Source organism: Chitinophaga sp. NPDC101104 (genome assembly GCF_050277495.1).
In the GTDB taxonomy this organism is placed as follows: Bacteria; Bacteroidota; Bacteroidia; order Chitinophagales; family Chitinophagaceae; genus Chitinophaga.
Genome location: NZ_JBNNSF010000002.1, coordinates 663,430 through 681,645, shown reverse-complemented (window position 1 = coordinate 681,645; position 18,216 = coordinate 663,430). Strand labels below are relative to the sequence as shown.

General features: G+C 56.9%; 11 protein-coding genes. 7 read left to right on the top strand and 4 right to left on the bottom strand.

The features are described 5' to 3' along the window. The first annotated feature begins 26 nt into the window (after window positions 1-26). From ACQKLP_RS21445 to ACQKLP_RS21425, 5 genes are all read left to right on the top strand, one after another. A complete protein-coding gene (locus ACQKLP_RS21445) occupies window positions 27-983 on the top strand; it encodes a FecR family protein (protein ID WP_427325006.1) in 957 nt (318 codons plus the stop codon). A gap of 243 nt (window positions 984-1,226) precedes the next feature. After that, window positions 1,227-4,721 carry a SusC/RagA family TonB-linked outer membrane protein gene (locus tag ACQKLP_RS21440; protein ID WP_427325005.1) on the top strand — a complete coding sequence of 1,165 codons (3,495 nt, stop codon included), beginning with the start codon at window positions 1,227-1,229 and terminating at the stop codon, window positions 4,719-4,721. An 11-nt stretch (window positions 4,722-4,732) separates the two neighbouring features. Further along, window positions 4,733-6,127, top strand: coding sequence for a SusD/RagB family nutrient-binding outer membrane lipoprotein (locus ACQKLP_RS21435; RefSeq protein ID WP_427325003.1), 1,395 nt, complete (start codon window positions 4,733-4,735; stop codon window positions 6,125-6,127). 113 nt (window positions 6,128-6,240) lie between these two features. Continuing rightward, a complete protein-coding gene (locus tag ACQKLP_RS21430; RefSeq protein WP_427325001.1) occupies window positions 6,241-7,671 on the top strand; it encodes an L-serine ammonia-lyase in 1,431 nt (476 codons plus the stop codon). Between the two features lie 63 nt (window positions 7,672-7,734). Beyond that, complete coding sequence (locus tag ACQKLP_RS21425; protein ID WP_427325000.1) at window positions 7,735-8,280, top strand: hypothetical protein; 546 nt, start codon at window positions 7,735-7,737, stop codon at window positions 8,278-8,280. Between the two features lie 65 nt (window positions 8,281-8,345). On the opposite strand, the gene ACQKLP_RS21420 is transcribed toward ACQKLP_RS21425, so the two are convergent. Next, a complete protein-coding gene (locus tag ACQKLP_RS21420; protein WP_427324999.1) occupies window positions 8,346-9,248 on the bottom strand; it encodes a peptidoglycan DD-metalloendopeptidase family protein in 903 nt (300 codons plus the stop codon). Window positions 9,249-9,302: 54 nt separating this feature from the next. Here ACQKLP_RS21420 and ACQKLP_RS21415 point away from each other — a divergent pair, with 54 nt between their 5' ends. Next, window positions 9,303-10,856: an acyl-CoA mutase large subunit family protein gene (locus tag ACQKLP_RS21415; RefSeq protein WP_427324998.1), complete on the top strand. Its 1,554-nt coding sequence runs from the start codon at window positions 9,303-9,305 to the stop codon at window positions 10,854-10,856. Between the two features lie 32 nt (window positions 10,857-10,888). Beyond that, window positions 10,889-11,794: a methyltransferase domain-containing protein gene (locus tag ACQKLP_RS21410; protein WP_427324997.1), complete on the top strand. Its 906-nt coding sequence runs from the start codon at window positions 10,889-10,891 to the stop codon at window positions 11,792-11,794. Between the two features lie 78 nt (window positions 11,795-11,872). Here the strand turns inward: ACQKLP_RS21410 and ACQKLP_RS21405 are convergent, their stop codons facing one another. Genes ACQKLP_RS21405 through ACQKLP_RS21395 form a run of 3 tightly spaced genes read right to left on the bottom strand, consistent with a single transcriptional unit; the run spans window position 11,873 to window position 18,015 of the window. Next, window positions 11,873-13,009 (bottom strand): redoxin domain-containing protein, encoded by a 1,137-nt coding sequence (locus tag ACQKLP_RS21405; protein ID WP_427324996.1) that lies wholly within the window; start codon window positions 13,007-13,009, stop codon window positions 11,873-11,875. A gap of 22 nt (window positions 13,010-13,031) precedes the next feature. Further along, window positions 13,032-14,552 (bottom strand): RagB/SusD family nutrient uptake outer membrane protein, encoded by a 1,521-nt coding sequence (locus ACQKLP_RS21400; RefSeq protein WP_427324995.1) that lies wholly within the window; start codon window positions 14,550-14,552, stop codon window positions 13,032-13,034. 10 nt (window positions 14,553-14,562) lie between these two features. After that, window positions 14,563-18,015, bottom strand: a complete 3,453-nt coding sequence (locus ACQKLP_RS21395) for a SusC/RagA family TonB-linked outer membrane protein (protein WP_427324994.1) — start codon at window positions 18,013-18,015, stop codon at window positions 14,563-14,565. Window positions 18,016-18,216 lie beyond the last annotated feature (201 nt).

Sequence of the window (18,216 nt, the reverse complement as noted above, 5' to 3'; positions counted from 1 at the left end):
CCTTTGATACACACCCCATTCTACGTATGGAAGAACGGATACATTACCTTTTTAAACGCTATCGCGACAACGCCTGTACCCGGCAGGAATATGAAGAATTCTTCGCCCTGCTGCAACAGGCAGACCACGACGAGGCCGTTCGCCAACTGATCCGGCAAGCCTGGAACAGCGACGAAGAACTGCCGCACGCCGAAACGTACGTCAACCGCCGCGGGCGCCTCGTGCACCCCGCCGGCCGGCAGCTGCGGCTCGTGAAAATGGCCGTGGCAGCGGCGCTCGTGGCAACTGTGACCACCGCCGCCTGGCTGCTGTACCCGCGCTCCGGCAACTCGGGCCCAGCGGCCATGACCGGGCAACAGACGGCCCGCAAGGAAACCCGGCAGCTGTCCCTCCCCGACGGCACCCAGGTTTGGCTCAATACCGCCAGCACACTGCGATACGCGGAAGACTTCGGGCGAAAGGCCCGCACCGTCTATCTTTCAGGTGAAGCCTATTTCGATGTGGCGCATAATGGCGAACTGCCGTTCATCATCCACACCGGTAATATTTCCACCACCGTGCTCGGAACGGCTTTCAACATCCGCGCATATCCCGGCCAGGCAGACGTGATCGTGGCCGTGAGCAGCGGGAAGGTAAAAGTGCAGTACGGGAAAGAAAAATCGGCCACGCTCACCGGCGGACAACTCGTGAAAGTACGGCCGGAATTCATCCATGACGATGCGCCAAGAAGCATCGCCACGAAAGACGCCGCTCCCTGGAAAGACGGCAACATGCTGTACGACGGAGAAAAGCTGGCCGACATCATCAGCGACCTCGAACGCACCTACGACGTGCGCATCCGGCTGGCACGGCCGGCTTTGGGGGAAGAACCGGTATCTACCGAGTTCCGGCGCGACGTTGGCGCGGAAGCGGCCTTGAAAATACTGTGCAAATTGACGGATAGCCGGCTCACGCTGGCAGATGGGACCTATTTAATTCATTAACCAAAATCTGAAACGATGACAAAAAGCTACAAGCGATTGTCAGGCTAGCGCCAGAAAATGCGGAGAGCCGCTCCGATTGCGACCCGGCTGCGGCTCCTCCTGCTTTTCAATAATCCCTATTCGGTAATTATTAAACAATTCAAAGCTATGAATTTGTATGTAGAAAACTGCATTTTCATCGACCCCTGCTTGGAAAAAAGACAGCCCCCAAAACCCGGGCCGTCTCGTCTCAACTGGTTGATTATGAGAATATCCATCCTGGCCATCTTATTGACTTTCAACGGAATCCTCGTTGCGGCCGACGGCGCGGGGCAGGATATCCGGAAAGTCATCGTTTCCGTAGACCTGAACAACGTTTCGCTCCGCCAGGCGCTGCGCGAGATCGGGTCTTTGGCCGACTGCTCCTTCACCTACAAAACCCGCGACCTCGAAGGCTATGGCAACGTCACGTACCGCGCGGACGGCATTCCCGTCGGCAAGTTGCTCGACGCACTGTTGCTGCCCAAGGGTTTGCGGTATGAACAGCTGGACGACCACATCGTTATCAAGAAAATCCCCCCGGGCAACGCCATCGAAGCCATTCCTGCGGAAGCTCCCGAATTCGACGGCGGCATCCGCGGTATCGTGCGCACTCCAGACGGGCGGCCCCTGCCCTTTGCCACCGTGCAGATCGCAGGCACCTCGCAGGGCACCGTGGCCGACGACGAAGGCAGGTACAGCATCGGCGGGCTCAAATCCGGGACTTACACGCTCAACGCCAGCGCCATCGGGCATAAAGCGCAAACCGTCACCGTTACCGTAACGGACGGGTTCACCGTCGCCGATTTTACCATGGAAGCCAACGACAGCCAACTGTCTGAAGTAGTGGTGACCGCCCTGGGCATCAAGCGCGACGAGCGGTCGCTCGGCTACGCGCGCCAGGGCGTGAAGGGCGAGAACCTCACTTTCACTAAAGAACAGAACGTGCTGGGATCGCTCGCGGGCAAGATCGCGGGGGTGCAGGTGACCGGGGCCTCCGGCGCCAGCATGGGCGGCACGCAGAAAATAAAGATCCGCGGCGTCAACTCGCTATCGGGCGCCGACCAGCCGCTCATCGTGATCGACGGTACACCGATCTCCAACGCCAACTTCGCGGATTTTGACGGAGCCGATTACGGGAACCTGGCGCAAGACATCAATCCCGAAGACGTGGAAAGCGTGGAAGTGCTCAAAGGCCCCGCGGCATCGGCGTTGTACGGCATCCGTGGCCAATATGGCGTGATCATGATCACCACCCGCAAAGGCAGCAAAGGGCCCAAGAAAGTGAACGTGACGCTCAATTCCGCCTTCTCCATGGAAAAGGCCGGCAACTTCATGCCCATGCAAAACATCTACGGCGCCGGCAATTCGCAGACCTGGAAAACGAACGCGGCCGGTGAAAAAGTCGTGCAAATGGACTGGGATGAAAGCTGGGGAACGAAGATGGACGGAACGCCCGCCCGCCAGGTGTTCAGCTACTACCCCATGGACCCCGATTACGGCAAACTGACGCCGTTCGTGGCCCATCCGGACAATGTAAAAGATTACTACGAAACCGGCTATACGTTCAACAATGGCGTGAGCGTGACCGGCGGCAATCAGAATACCGCCTTCCGCCTTAGCTACAACAATACCAGCATCGGCGGCATCGAGCCGAATACCTGGCTGAAGCGGAACAACCTCGGGTTCAGCGGCTCGCTGGACCTGTTGCCCAACCTCACCGTGACCACCAACCTGAACTACGCCACCAACCAGGCGCAGCGCCCGAAACAGGGATCGGAAGACGGCGCGAGGTTTATGGTACAGTGGTTCCAGCGGAACATGGACATGCGCCGGCTGAAAGCTTACAAATACCCCGACGGCCGCATGCTGGGTTGGAGCATCGCCGTACCAACGGCCGCCAATCCCGAACCCTCGCTCACCAACTGGAACAACCCGTATTTCCTGGCGTATGAAAGTCCTGCCAACGACGGCCGCGACCGCTTCTTCGGCGACGTGGGGCTGACGTACGAGATCATTCCCGGCCTGAAGCTCAGCGGATTTGCGCGGGGCGACATGTTCACGCAGAACATCCAGACGCGGCACGGGTTCGGGGGGATAGGCGATCCGTTTTACTCGATCGGCAAATACCAGAACACGGAAATGAACTACGAATTCCTGGCGCAATATTCCAGGAACTGGAACGATTTTTCGCTGAACGCCAACTTGGGCGCGAACAGCTACCGGCGCCAATACAGCTATATGTACGGCGAAACGGTGGGCGGGTTAACGAGCCCGGACTGGTTCAACCTCGAAGCGTCCAAAGACAGGCCGGTGATCGAGAACTATTACAGCGAGAAAAAGATCCGGAGCATGTACGGCCTCGTTTCTTTCGGGTATAAAAACCGTTACTTCCTGGAAGCCACGCTCCGCAACGATAATTCTTCCACCCTCATCCAGGACAACAATTCCTACTGGTACCCTTCCGTTTCCGCGAGCTACGTGTTCAGCGACGACCTGAAATGGAAACCGCTTTCCTACGGAAAGCTGCGCCTCAGCTATGCGCAGGCCGGCAGCGATCTCAACGTGTACGAGACCAGCAACAACTTCGGCGTGGGAACGATCTACACGTTGCCCGACAAATCGGTGGTGAACACCCTCTACGTCCGCGACCGGCTCATCAACCCGAAAATCGAGCCATCGTTCGCGCATTCGTACGAAGCAGGTGTTGACCTGAAATTCCTCAACAACAGGATCGGCCTGGATTTCACATGGTACCTCCAGAAAAACGTCAACCAGATCATCAACCTGCCCCTTTCCAGCACCGGCGGGTTTGCGACCACGATCATCAACGCGGGGCTCATCCGGAACAAGGGCTTCGAAGTAGCGCTGAGCGCAACGCCGGTCGTAACCAAAAACTTCACCTGGCAAACCGTCTTCAACCTGAACCGCAACCGGAATATGGTAGTGGAGCTCGCGCCGGGACAAAACGTTTTTCCGCTGGACAATACGCGGTACTCGCAGGTGGACAGCTACCTGAACTCCTATGTGGGCGAGCCTTTCGGCAGCCTGATAGGGAAAGCTTACCAGCGGGATTCCGCGACGGGCAAGATTTTGCTCGGCGATAACAACATGCCTCTGTACACCTCGGCCACGCACAACTTCGGTTCCGTATTGCCCGACATGACGGGCGGATGGCAGAATACGTTCAAGATCGGGAAGTTTGACGTGGGCGCAATGATCGACTGGCAGAAGGGCGGGCAGTTTTTCAGCCGCACCTGGATGCTGGCCCACAAAACCGGGATCGCTCCGGCCACCGCCGAAATCAACGACAGGGGCAAAAACGTGCGCGACCCGGTATCTGAAGGCGGCGGGGTAAAAGTGAGCGGTATTTCCGCTACCACCAAACAACCCGTGGAAGCTTATGTGGAGGCCAGGGCCTACTGGCGGAACGTGATGGGCACGCATGTGTATGAAGAATGGCTGGAAGACGCGACCTACGTGAAATTGCGCGAAGTGCGGATAGGCTATACGTTCAGCAAAATGATGCTCGGCCGGTTGCCTGTTCAGAGCATCAACCTCGCCTTCATCGCACGGAACCCGGCCATGATTTATCAAAAAGCCCCCAAAGGCCTGGATCCTTCCGAGCTTTCGACCGGCGCCACGTCTATCAGCTGGCGCGAAAGCGGGCAGGCCAACACCGTGCGCTCTTATGGTATGAACCTTATTGTGAACTTTTAATGCCGACCGTCATGCGAAACATCCAAATACTGCTTTTATCCGCCCTCGCGCTGGCCGGCTGCAACAAATTCGGGGACATCAACGTAAACCCCAACCTGCCGTCCAAAGCCTCCAACACGCAGCTCATCGCCAATGCCCAGCTGGCGCTACCACTGACGCAGGAAGTGCCGCAGGGCGAGTTCCTCGCGCAATTCCTCATGGAAACGCAATATGTGAACCTTTCGCTCTACACCGAGCCGTCTGCCAGCTTCTATACATTGTACCACGATCCGCTCATGAACCTGGAGCGCGTGCTCACCAAACCGGAACAGCTGCCCGACGATGGGCCCATGGCCAACCAGCTGGCCGTGGCCAAAGTATTGAAAGCGTATTATTTCTGGCATATCACCGACCGCTGGGGCGACGTCCCCTACAGCCAGGCGCTCAAGGGAGAAACCGACAACACGCCGGAATACGACAGCCAGGAATCTATCTATACCGCGCTCCTGGCGCTGCTCACACAGGCTTCCGGAGAATTCGTGGCGGGCGATATCACGAACGACGTCATCTATGAAGGCGACATCGCCCGGTGGAAAAAACTTTCCAATTCGATCCGCCTGCTGATGGCATTGCGCATGTCCGAGGTAAATCCGCAAAAGGCCCGCGATGAATTCGGGAAAGCCCTGGCAGCCGGCGTTATGGAAGAAAACGACGACAATTTCGTGTTCCATAACCTGCCCGAAGCCAACAACGAAAGCTTTTGGTACGACCAGTGGACGCGGCAGCGCCGGCAGTGGTGGTCGCCCTCCGAACTGCTCGTCAACACCCTCAAGGCGCCCAATGACCCGCGGTTAGGTATTTACGCCACGGCCAATGCGGACGCGGGTGTCTATGTCGGATTGCCCTACGGCAGCCTCGATGGCGCTACGCTCTCCAAATGGTCGCTCCTGGGAACGGCCGTGCGCGAGCAGGACGCCCCCGTTTACCTCGTCACCTATGCGCAGGTGCTGTTCGCACTCGCGGAAGGCGCCAAACGCGGATGGATCGCGGGGAGCGACGCCAAGGCGAAGGAATACTACGACCAGGCGGTCACGCAGTCGATTTTACAATGGACGGGCAGCACTACAGGCGCTGCGGCGGTGATCGCACACCCGAGTGTAGCCTACGATGCGGCAAACGGCCTCCGGTCGATCGCCACCCAGCGCTGGGTGCACCTGTTCATGCACGGCTTCGAAGCCTGGGCCGAATGGCGGCGCACGGGATTCCCCACGCTTGTTAAAGTGGACGGGAAAGACGTGCCCACACGACAGGCCTACCCTTCAGACGAATCATTCAATAACGGCGATAATTACCGCGCTGCCATCACCCGGCAATTTGCCGCCGCGGGCGACAGCCAGTACGGAAAAGTCTGGTGGGACAAGAACTGAGGCTTACAACAAAAAAAACGGAAACGCCATACGGGAACACGCGCTGCCAGCTTTGGCGGCGCGTTCCTTTTTGTGCCTTCAAACCCTTAACTTTGAAGGCTAAACCTGATATTGTGCCACACGAGTGCATTTCCGTATTTGACATATTCAAGATCGGCGTAGGCCCGTCCAGCTCCCATACGCTGGGCCCCTGGCGCGCCGCCATGCGTTTCCTCGACGAAATGAAGACACAGGGCAAACTGGATGACATCCGCAAATTGACGGTGCTCCTGTACGGCTCCCTTGCCAAAACCGGGCATGGCCACGGTACGGACATCGCCGTGCTGCTGGGGCTTTCCGGAGACGATCCCGTTACTTTCGACGTAAACCAGATCGATCCCAAGATCGACGGCATCCGCCGTAACCGGCAGTTGCACCTTCATGGAGACCGGTTTATCGACTTCGATCCCGTTACCGACATCGCATTTCTCTACGAAGAATCCCTCCCGTACCATCCCAACGCTTTGACCTTTCTCGTCACCCTGCAAAACGGCGAGCAGCTGGCGGCCACGTATTACTCGATCGGCGGCGGTTTTGTGGTGAAGGAAGGGGAAAACGGCGGGGGAAGCGGCAGCAGCGTAGACCTGCCTTTCCCCATCGATACCGCGCGGCAATTGCTGCAATGGTGCATCAAAACCGGTTTTTCCATTTCCGAACTGGTGATGGAAAACGAGCACGCCTGGCGTAGCGAGGCGGAAACGAAAGCCGGCGTCATGAAGATCTGGGAAGTGATGCGCGACTGCATCTACCGCGGCTGCCACACTACCGGCGAACTGCCCGGCGGCCTGAAAGTGGGGCGCAGGGCGGCGGCGCTGAATACGCGGCTGCTCGGGGGGCGAACGTACAACGACTATCATTCCTGGGTGGAGGCGATCCGCGCGGGCGGACAGCATTTTTCCTATACGCTCGACTGGGTGAGCTGTTTTGCCCTGGCCGTGAACGAGGAAAACGCTTCTTTCGGCCGGGTGGTGACCGCACCTACCAACGGCGCTGCAGGCGTGATCCCCGCGGTACTGCAATATTATATCACCTTTTGCGACGGTCTCCACGAAGAGCGCATCCTGCAATTCCTGCTGTGCGCGTCGGAGATCGGGAGCATTTTCAAGAAACGGGCGACCATTTCTGCCGCCATGGGCGGATGCCAGGCGGAAATCGGGGTATCGTCGGCCATGGCGGCTGCCGCGCTCACGGAATGCCTCGGCGGATCGCAGCGGCAGGTACTGATGGCGGCGGAAATCGCCATGGAGCACCATCTCGGCCTTACCTGCGACCCCATCGGCGGGCTCGTACAGGTGCCCTGCATCGAGCGGAACACCATGGGGGCCATCAAGGCCATTACCGCCAGCCAGCTGGCCCTGCAAAGCAACCCCGAACTGGCGAAAGTGTCGCTGGACGCGGTGGTGAAAACCATGTGGGACACGGCGCTGGACATGAATTCCAAGTACAAGGAAACCTCCGATGGCGGGCTGGCGGTCAATATTCCCATCAGTTTGCCGGAATGTTAACGGAAGAATCCTTTACAAATAACAAATTCCTATTATATTTGTAATTCTAAACGTCACCCGATTATGCCGACAAGTAAGGAATTGTTATTTATTTTGATCATCGCCGGTGCGGTGGTGCTCCTGGTATGGACCATTAAAGATCTCGTGAAGAAGGGGGAAAAGCAGGATAAGGAGGGGAAGGAAGACAAGAAAGCGGAGCCGAAGGGCGAGAAATCGTCGGATATCGTGCTGCCGTTGCAGTTGCAGGCGTACGAGCGCATGATCCTTTTCGTGGAGCGCATTGCGCCGCAGAACCTTATCGGCCGTGTGAACCAGCCGGGTTTTACGGTGCTCGACATGCAGATCGGCCTGGTTTCGAACATCAAGTCGGAATTCGATCATAACGTGTCGCAGCAGATATACGTGGCGCCCCTGGCCTGGGAAGCGGTTAAAACCGTGAAGGAACAAACCATTTCCATCATCAACCAGCTGGCCCTGAAACTGCCGCCGGACGCGCCTTCCATCGAGCTGAACAAGCAGATCCTCGAGCTGTTCATGCAACAGCCGGAATCGCCTTCAGACATCGCTGCGGAGATCATCAACTCGGAAGCGCGAAAACTGATGAAATAGTTACGGAAGATATGTGATCCATAAAAAAAACGGCCCTGCGATGCGGGGCCGTTTTTTTTTATATCTCAGGTGTGTTTTTTCCGGATCATTTCGTTGAGCAGATAACCGTGCCCGTTAAAGTGGATATACAGCGGTTCGGACGCGTACCAGGGCTTTCCTGCCTCTTTCCGGTGCACCTGGATATGGAGGTGCGGTTCCGTACTGAAACCGGAATTGCCGACGCAGCCCAGCGGTTCGCCCGTTTTCACTTCGTCCCCTTCCTTTACCAGTACGCTGCCCTGCCGGAGGTGCCCCATGAAAACGTAATACCCGCCTGCGTCGATGAGCACCATGTTCGTGTTTTTAGGGCCGCGCTTCATGTTGGGCGGGATGTTGTCGGGATCGTCGCCATTGGCGCGGATGACGCGGCCGGAGCAGGGCGCATAGACCGTATCGCCGAAGATGGCGTAATCTTCCAGGTTTTTGGAAAACACTTTGCTGGCGCGGTTTCCCCAGTTGTTGAGCCGCACGATGTCCATTGCGTAAATAGCCCCGCGCAGGCTGAAATGGAATACGTTCGACGGTAATCCCTTCCCGCCCTGCAACACGAAATAGCGGCCTTTCTGCAGGGGAAAATCAAGCTCCACGGTGCGCGGCGTGCCGGTGGTACCGGTAAAATACAGGACCACGGCGAGGGTCAGCACCACGAACATCGTTAACCGGAAAAACGGTGAACGCGCGGGCTTGACAGGGTTACGGCGGAAGAGGGACCATCCGGTGACACACACGTATAATCCCCCGAAAATATATTTAAGGTAAATGCTCCCGTACACCCAGGTGCCGTAGAGGTATACGAATGCCGCCAGCGAAAGGGAAAACAGGATGGTGTAAAGCGCGTCGGGGAAGGGCAGCCGTGCGCCGCGGCGCATCATCAGCAAGCTCAGCAACGCCATTCCAATGGTGAGAAACAACAACAAATAAGGAATCATGGCCAGTCAACAAAATTTCCCGCAATTTATCGTTTTTAACCTAACATTGTGAATATGGAAAAGCCAATCAAGACCGATTCGGGGATCGAAATCCGGCCGTTATATGCCACGCCGGTACCGATGGACGAGCTGCCGGGCCGCTTCCCCTTCACCCGGGGCATCCACGCCACCATGTACCGCGATAAACTCTGGACCATGCGCCAGTACGCGGGTTTCAGCACAGCCGAGGAATCCAACAAAAGATATCATTTCCTGCTCAGCCAGGGCGTAATGGGGCTCAGCGTCGCGTTCGACCTGCCCACGCAGATCGGCTACGATTCCGACCACGCCATGGCGGAAGGGGAAGTAGGAAAAGTAGGCGTTGCCATCGATTCGCTGGAAGATATGGAAACGCTTTTCGCCGGCATCGAACTGGAGAAAGTCTCCACGTCCATGACCATCAACGCCACGGCGTTCATCCTTCTTGCGTTCTACATCGCCCTGGCGAAGAAACAGGGGGCCGACCTGTCGAAGATTTCCGGTACCATTCAGAACGATATCCTCAAGGAATACGCCGCCCGCGGCACTTTCATCTATCCGCCGCAGCCGTCCATGCGGCTGATCACCGATATTTTCGATTATTGCAGCCGGGAAGTGCCGAAATGGAATACCATTTCCATCAGCGGCTACCATATCCGCGAAGCGGGCGCCAACGCCGTGCAGGAGCTGGCTTTCACGCTTTCCAACGGCAAGGCTTATCTGAAAGCCGCGCTGGAAAAGGGGCTCGACATTAATGTGTTCGCCAAGCGCCTCAGCTTTTTCTTCAACGCGCATAACCATCTGTTCGAAGAAGTCGCCAAGTTCCGCGCGGCGCGCAACATGTGGGCGCATATCACCCAAAACCTCGGCGCCACCGATCCCAAAGCGCAAATGCTGCGCTTCCATACCCAGACCGGCGGCTCCACCCTCACCGCGCAGCAACCGCACAACAACATCGTGCGCGTGGCCGTGCAAACCCTCGCCGCCACGCTCGGCGGCACGCAGTCGCTGCACACCAACGGCTACGACGAAGCCATTTCCCTCCCCACGGAATCCGCCGCCCGCATCGCTTTGCGTACACAGCAGATCATCGGTTACGAAAGCGGTATCGCCGACACGGTAGACCCGCTGGCCGGTTCGTATTACGTGGAGGCGTTGACGAAGGAAGTGGAGGAACGCGCCTGGGAACTCGTTCATAAGATCGACGCCATGGGCGGTTCCGTGAGCGCCATCGAGCAGGGGTTCATCCAGGACGAGATCGCCAGAAGCGCCTATCAATACCAGCAGGAAATCGAGAATAACGAAAAGATCATCGTCGGCGTGAACAAATTCACCGTGGAAGAAGCCTCAGATACCGAGGTATTCCGGATCGACGACAGCATCCGCAAGCTCCAGTCCGAAAAGCTGGCCTCCCTCCGCGCCCGCCGCAACAACGAAAAGGTGAAATCCTTGCTGGCGGCCATTTCGGAGCGGGCGAAAACGACCGAAAACCTCATGCCGCTCGTAGTGGAAGCCGTGGAACATTACTGTACCCTCGGCGAGATCGCCGATACGCTCCGGAACGTTTGGGGAGAATACAAGGGGATATAATTTTGTTATCTTGCAGCCAGTTTTCTAACCACATGAATCGGATCGACTACCAGCAATGCCCGGTTTGCCAATCGGACCGCATCAGCTACAAGCTGACGGCAAAAGACTATACCGTATCTCAGGAAAAATTCGATATCTGGGAATGCGCCGCCTGCACGGCCCGCTTCACACAGCACATTCCTCCTATCGAAGCCATCGGCGCGTATTACCAATCGGCCGAATACATTTCGCATTCGGATACCCGTGAAGGGCTTATCAACAGGATGTACCACAGCGTCCGCAAGATCACCATGCGCTCCAAGCAGAATTGGGTGAAAACGGCGGCCGGCGTGAAATCCGGTAACCTGCTCGATATCGGCAGCGGCAGCGGCGCGTTCCTGCACCATATGCAACTGCTGGGCTGGAACGTGACCGGCCTGGAGCCGGACGCCGGCGCGCGGGAAACTGCCCAAAAACTGTACGGCCTCGATACGCGCCCGGTACACGAATTGTTCGAGCTCGGGGAAGGACAGTTCGATTGCATCACGATGTGGCATGTGCTCGAGCATGTGCACGACCTCCAGGGTTACCTGGAGCGGATCCGGAAGCTCCTGAAGCCCGGAGGCGCCCTGCTCATCGCCGTTCCCAACTACACCAGCACCGATGCCCGCCTCTATGGCGAGTTTTGGGCGGCATACGATGTGCCCCGCCACCTGTACCACTTCTCCCCCGTTTCCATGGACGTGCTCATGCAGCGCCACGGATTTTCCATCCGGCAAAAGTACCCCATGGTGTTTGACGCGTTTTATGTAAGCCTGCTCAGTCAGAAATACAAAACGGGGAAAGACGGCCTGATCGCCGGCGCGTGGAAAGGCTTCCGCTCCTACTGGAAAGCCTGGCGGCATGTGAACAAATGCAGCTCGATCGTGTACGAGATCAAGCCTGCCGAAGCATCCTGACCACACTTCAAATGACATAGAAAAAGCCCGTCCGGTTTTACCGGGACGGGCTTTTTCGTATATCGCTTACCGTTATACCTAGTTCAGGACTTCCGCCAGTTTTTTCTCCAGCGCCTCGCCACGAAGGTTCTTCGCGATGATTTTGCCTTGCGGGTCTATCAGGAAGTTCTGCGGGATGCCGCGGATGCCGTAGAGGCGCGCCACTTCATTGTCCCAGAATTTGAGGTCGCTCACCTGCGTCCAGGTCAGCTTGTCGTCTGCGATCGCTTTCAGCCATTTGTCTTTGGCGTTGGGCTGGTCGAGGGAAACGCCGAGCACGGTAAAGTTCTTGTCTTTGTACTTTTCGTACGCCGCTACCACGTGGGGGTTCTCGGCGCGGCAGGGGCCGCACCAGGAGGCCCAGAAATCGATCAGGGTGTATTTGCCGCGGAAGTCGGCCAGTTTCACCGGCTTGCCTTCGGTATCGTTCTGGGTGAATTCGGGTGCCTGTGCGCCAACGGCGGTCTTTTTCCAGCCATCGATCGTTTTGGCGAAATTTTTACCGTTTTCGGAAGACTGGACCGCGGGGGCGAGGGATTTGTAATATCCTTCGATCTCGTCTACATTATCGGGCAGGGAGCCGGCGAATTGCTGCAGCACGTCGATGGCGATGGGCGATTTCGTATTCGCTTTGATGAACACCAGCTGGGCTGCCTTTTCTTCTTTGCGGATGGCATCGTATTTGGCGTTCATATCCTTCTGAAAATCAGCACCTTTCCGGGTTTCAGGGCTTGCATCGCTCCATTCCTTGTTTACCACTTCGTATTTATCTTTCGCGAATTTGGTAGCCTGCTGATAGCGGGAGAAATCGGCATTGAGCGGGCCGCCTTTCACGGTAGCTTCTTCGAGGCCTTTGGCGCTTTTAACGGACACGTCCCCTTTTTCGAGGTACAGGTTGATCATGTCGTATTTCATGGCTATGGCTTTGCCCGGAACGGGGATCGCGCGTACCACGAGCGTGCCGCGAACGGCGGAGGGAACGGTGCCCTTGAACGAGAAAGCACCGTTGGTCAGCTCAGACGAATCGGTGACGTTGGTGGCGCCTTTACGGTAATAAAGGTACGCCCGTGAAGCTTCTGCGGGGTTTTCGATCTGCCCCTTGATCTGGAACGGGATATCCTGTGCCAGCATCGTCAGCGGCAGCAGCATACCTGCGAGGGTGAGGGTTTGTTTCATATTGAATGTGCGGTTTTAGTTGTCAAAACGTTCTGTTGTCCAGCGGTACGTTCCAATGCGGATTATACTGCAAAATGGTATTGGCGATGTTCATGATGAAAAAATCGGAATCGATGGCGGCTTCGAAGGTTTCCGTTCCGACTTGGTGGACGATCTTCGTTTTCTGCCAGGGTTTTCCGGCGTCGAGCACGAGGCGCTTCAGGTCCAGGAACCGTTTGATCCCACTGGCGGGCAACTCCCTGCGGCGCTCCTTCAGTACTTCGGCGATCACATCGTCTTGCGCACCCACGCCCAAAGGCGGCGTTCCCGTCTTGTAACGGTATTTACGGAGCAGGTTCAGATCGGCAACGGCTTCGGCCAGCTTGCCCGTCCGCGCATAAGCTTCCGCGCGCATCAGCAACACTTCCGGATAGGTGAAACCCGACGTCAACTGTGTCTTCGACCCGCGGTAAAACTGTACCCGCTGGCCGTCATCGTAATTTACGCCATTATACGATGTTTTGTACCCGGGAGCGGTAAGAAAGTAGTAAGTATACCGCAAATCCGTCTGGGCATCGAAAAGCCCGATGAACTCGGCAGACGGGTAGCTGGACGAAGAGCGCCCCGCTCCCCTGTCTTCCGACCGGTACAGCAGCATTTCCCGGTTATTGTTGGCATCCAGGAAGTTATCCTGCGCTTTGATGGTACTGCTGAGGATGTTGCCGGGGTTCGTCCAGCTGAAACCATTGTAATCGTAGATCACCCGGTCTGGCCCGCCATTGGCCGTGGCGCCCGTCCATGCGAGATTGGCGTAATGCGCCACGCTGTCGTACCGGCGGGTGAACAGGTGATAATACGCGAGCATGGCCTGCACGGCGGTTTTGTTGGCACGCGTGGGCCAGTTGGTGGCGGCCGGCGCATCGGGGAGCGCGGCATGCAGGTCTTTGGCGGCCAGCTTGAACACCTCCTCCTGCGTCGACAAATCCACCATCGGCGCATTGATGTCCGCATTCGTGAGATACGGGATCGTACGGGTGTTGTTGGCCGTTCCGGGTTTATAAACCGGGCCGTACACGAGGTTATGCAGGAAATACTGGAACCCTCTTCCCGCGCGTGCCTGCGCCAGCACGGCGCGGGCATATGGCAGGTCTTCGTTGCTGATGGACTTCAATCCACCGATACCGTCGATGATATTGTTGTAATACGCCGCCGCGCGATAGGTGCCCCAATCCCAGAAATAATCCGAAGTATTGGGGTTGCGGTACGGCTTGCGGAAGGTGTACGCGTAAAAACGGTCGATATTGGGATGGTTATTGGCCTTGTACGCCACTTTGGCGATCCCTTCAGACAGTTCGAGGTTATCGTTCAGATACCCGATCATACTGCCCCCGTTGTTATCGAGGAAAATGTACTGGGCCGTGCCGGTATTGTCGAGCAACTTGTCGAAATCAGCCACCTCGGAAGGGATCAGCTTCCCTTTGGGTTTTACGTCGAGGAATTTGTTGCAGGAAGTAAGGGCGCATCCTGCGGCGACGATCGTTATGATAGAACGTAATTTTGGCATGCTGTCGGTTTTAAAGGGTGAACATGATACCCACATACAATTCGGGGCGCAATGGCAGGGTGGTATATCCCTGTTCGGTAAATGCGCCCGTTCCGCCGGAAGTGTTGATATCGGAAATCTCCGGATCGCGGCGGTCGCTGTTGGCGGTGATCATCACCAGGTTGCGCGACTGGAAATACAGCTTGCTGTCTTTGATGCCCGCGCGTTTCAATAACTGCTTCGGCAGTGTGTAGCTCAGCGTCACATCGCGCAGCTTGAGGAAGTTGGCGCTTTCCACCAGCACATCGCTGTACGGGAAATAGAACATATCCATGTTCCAGGACGTGAGTTTCGGATAGATGGTATGCGCTTCGTCGCCGGGTTTGCGCCAGCGCTCGGCTACGTGTTTGTTAATGTAGTTGGAACCGGAGAACGCGTCTTTCCGCAGCACGTTGCCGGTGCGGGCGATGATCATGAAAGACAGGTCGAACTGGCGGTAGCTGAGGGTGTTCGTCATGCTCATGACGTACGGCGGCCGGAGGGTGCCTGCGTACACGAGATCGCCGACTTTCGCGTTCCCGCCGCCGGTCAGTTTCCCTTCCGCATCGTAGAACTGCGCCACGCCGTTATTGTCGAGCCCGGCATAGCGATAGGCGTACAGCGCGTCGAGCGGGTCGCCTTCCTTGCGGATAGCGCCGTTCGTGAGGCTGGAGGGATAAATGTAATTCACGTTGTATTCCTTCACCGTATTCTTGTTATACGCGAAAATGACCTGCGCGTTCCACACGAAATCCTTCCGCTTCAGCACATCCGATTCCAGCGAAACCTCGATGCCCTGGTTCAATATCTTGCCGGCGTTCTTGATCTGGCTGGTGAACCCTTTCGTGGGGTCCATCGCGTCGGAGGCCAGCACGTCCGTACTGAATTTGCGGTAATAGTCGAGCGTCATCCGCAGGCGGTTACGAAATACCGCTACGTCCGTCCCCAGGTTCAACACGTTCGTTTTTTCCCAACGCAGGCTGTTGTTCGGCGGGGAAGTAATGGAGTAGTTGATATCACCCACAACGGAAGAAAACGAGCCGGGCGTCACGATGAGGAACGGCCCGCTTTTGAGGGATATGTTCCCGTTGATACCGTAAGAGCCGCGGATATTGAGCTTGTCGATCCAGGCAACGTCGAAGAATTTCTCTTTCGCCAGCTTGTAGGTGCCGCCCACGCTCCACAGGGGCTTGTACCGGAACTTGGGATCGGTGCCGAAGAAATTCGTCTGGTCGAGCCGGATGCTGCCGCTTACGATAAAGCGGCTGTCGTATTCGTAGGAGCCGTTGGCGTACCAGCTTACGAACCGGTTGTCGTTAAAGGCGTATGAGCCGATAGTGGCCGATGGACGGCCGCTTCCGAGCATATCGCTGTTGTACACGCCGGCATTGTAATCGGCATGGTTGAAGGTATTGAAGGTGCCCGCCTGGTCGTTGTACCCGAAGCGCGTGGGATAGGCGTTGTTATCGGTCACGGTTTGACTGATCTCCATCCCCGCGATGGCCGCCACGTAATGTTTCAGCCCGAGGTTGCGGTTGAAGCCCAGTTGGCCGCGCAGCATGTAGTATTGCGACATCCCCCGCGATTCGTTGACCATTCCGCCATCCGGAATATAATGTTTGGCCGGGTTGGCGACGGACGTGGCATCGTTGAAACCGATCCGCATGCGATAGGAATTCTTGTCGTAAACAGACCGGCTGTTGGTATACGATCTCGACCAGTTGCCGCCCAGTTCCGCCGTCAGCCCGTCGGTGATGGTAGCCTGGATGTTGCCGCCGAAACGGGCCAGGAGGGATTGTGTGCGGGTGGTTTCGAGGGTAAGGTCTTCGAGGGGATTATAATACGCTGGTTTCAGGCCGGGGAAAGTGGCATACCGCTCGTCGCGCCGGATGTTGCGGGTGAAGAGCCGCGCCGGGTCGCCGTTTTCGTCTACCACCGCGCTGTACGGCTGCACGAGCGAAGTGGACGTGAACGCCAGCAAGTCTGACCACTGCCGTACCGGCGATTTGGAGGTGGCGTAATTGATGTTCGTGAACAGGCTCACACCGATGTTTTTGACCGGCCGCCAGTCGTTCTTGAAATCGAGGATCATGCGGTCGTCGCTGCTGCCTACGGTGTTACCCTGGTTGGAAATGTAGCGCAGGGCCGCGTTGAGCGAGTTTTTATCGCTGCCGCCGGAGAGGGAGATATTATGTTGCTGGCTGAACTGGTGACGGAAGTATTCCTTCTGCAGCATTTCGCCGGTGTTGGTATTGCGCAGCGTCTGCAGGCGGTCTTCGACCTGTTTGTCGGTCAACCAGCCCTGATTTTTGGCCAGCAGCAGGTAGTTGACTTCGGTGAAGGAGCCGTATGCGTTATAGCTGTTGAGATACGAGTTGGGGTCCTGGTTGAAGAGGTCCGTTTCCGCATCGATGTAATCGGCGGCCGAAGCGCGGTTGAGGTAGGAAACTTCCGGCCGGAGCGTGATGCCGGTGGAACCACGGTACTGTACGCGCATGGTGCCGGGGCGGCCTTTCCGGGTGGTGATCACGATCACGCCGTTGCTCGACCGGGCGCCGTAAATAGACGCGGCCACGGCATCTTTCAGCACGGTAATGCTTTCGATGTTGTCGATGTTGATGCTCTCGAGGTCTCCCTGCGTAGGGTAACCGTCTACCACCAGCAGGGGCTTGGTTTCGGCATTGATGGTAGATACCCCGCGGATTTCCACATTCCCTTCTTTGGTCACCACCACGCCCGCGGCCTGCCCTTCCAGTGCGGCCCTGAGATCGGGCCGGAGCTTGGCTTCCAGCCGGGTGGGGGAAATGAAGGAAAAGGAACCGGTGGCCCTTTCCGCGGAAATGCTCTGGTAGCCGGTGTTCACGACCTGTACCGCTTCTAGCTTGCTGGGAACGGCTTCCAGGCGCAACGTAACGGCCGATCGCCCGCCCAGCGCCACTTCCTGCCGGGTAAACCCGATAGAGGAGAAGACGAGCACGGCATTCGGGGATACGTCAGTCAACGAGAACTCACCGTTTTCGTTGGTTTGCGTTCCCCGGTCGGAACCTTTTACCTTGACGGATACCCCGGGCAAAGGCGCCCCGTTCACGTCCGTCACACGGCCATTCACGGTAATAAACTGTACTTCCGCGGGCGTTGCGGGGTATAACCGCGGCATCGCCAGGAGGATGATCGTTTTGTCTTCGATAGCGAACCGCAGGCCCTGGGGCTCCAGCACGTCTTCCAGCACCTCCTGTACAGACGCGGCCCGGGCACTGTAAGTTACGGGCACGGTGCGTTGCAGCAGGTTGCTGTTATAAAAAACGATGTAGCCGGACTGTCGCTGGATAGCTTTGAAAACCTCCGTCAGCGGTGCATTACGGACGGTCAGCGTCACTTTTTGAGAGCTGGCGGCGGCGCTTACATGCAGGAAGCCGATCAATAAAAGACTGGTTGATAATTTCATAGCTCTCCACAAAACTTTGTGTTGGTACAAAGCATCAAAAAAAAGCATAGATTTGACTTTGGTGATAAAAATTGGTTAGCGTCAATTGTATCGCCCCCGGCCGGTCATGTTAGCGCATCACCGGCCTTTTTATATCGGGCAAATGGTTGGTGTCGGGAATTACATTTGGTCGATAAGCATTTCGTTTTTTATAGTTAAAAA

Coding starts and splice junctions, on each gene's coding strand:
- ACQKLP_RS21445 (WP_427325006.1), top strand. CDS start 27: ATGGAAGAACGGATACATTACCTTTTTAAACGCTATCGCGACAACGCC.
- ACQKLP_RS21440 (WP_427325005.1), top strand. CDS start 1,227: ATGAGAATATCCATCCTGGCCATCTTATTGACTTTCAACGGAATCCTC.
- ACQKLP_RS21435 (WP_427325003.1), top strand. CDS start 4,733: ATGCGAAACATCCAAATACTGCTTTTATCCGCCCTCGCGCTGGCCGGC.
- ACQKLP_RS21425 (WP_427325000.1), top strand. CDS start 7,735: ATGCCGACAAGTAAGGAATTGTTATTTATTTTGATCATCGCCGGTGCG.
- ACQKLP_RS21420 (WP_427324999.1), bottom strand. CDS start 9,248: ATGATTCCTTATTTGTTGTTGTTTCTCACCATTGGAATGGCGTTGCTG.
- ACQKLP_RS21415 (WP_427324998.1), top strand. CDS start 9,303: ATGGAAAAGCCAATCAAGACCGATTCGGGGATCGAAATCCGGCCGTTA.
- ACQKLP_RS21410 (WP_427324997.1), top strand. CDS start 10,889: ATGAATCGGATCGACTACCAGCAATGCCCGGTTTGCCAATCGGACCGC.
- ACQKLP_RS21405 (WP_427324996.1), bottom strand. CDS start 13,009: ATGAAACAAACCCTCACCCTCGCAGGTATGCTGCTGCCGCTGACGATG.
- ACQKLP_RS21400 (WP_427324995.1), bottom strand. CDS start 14,552: ATGCCAAAATTACGTTCTATCATAACGATCGTCGCCGCAGGATGCGCC.
- ACQKLP_RS21395 (WP_427324994.1), bottom strand. CDS start 18,015: ATGAAATTATCAACCAGTCTTTTATTGATCGGCTTCCTGCATGTAAGC.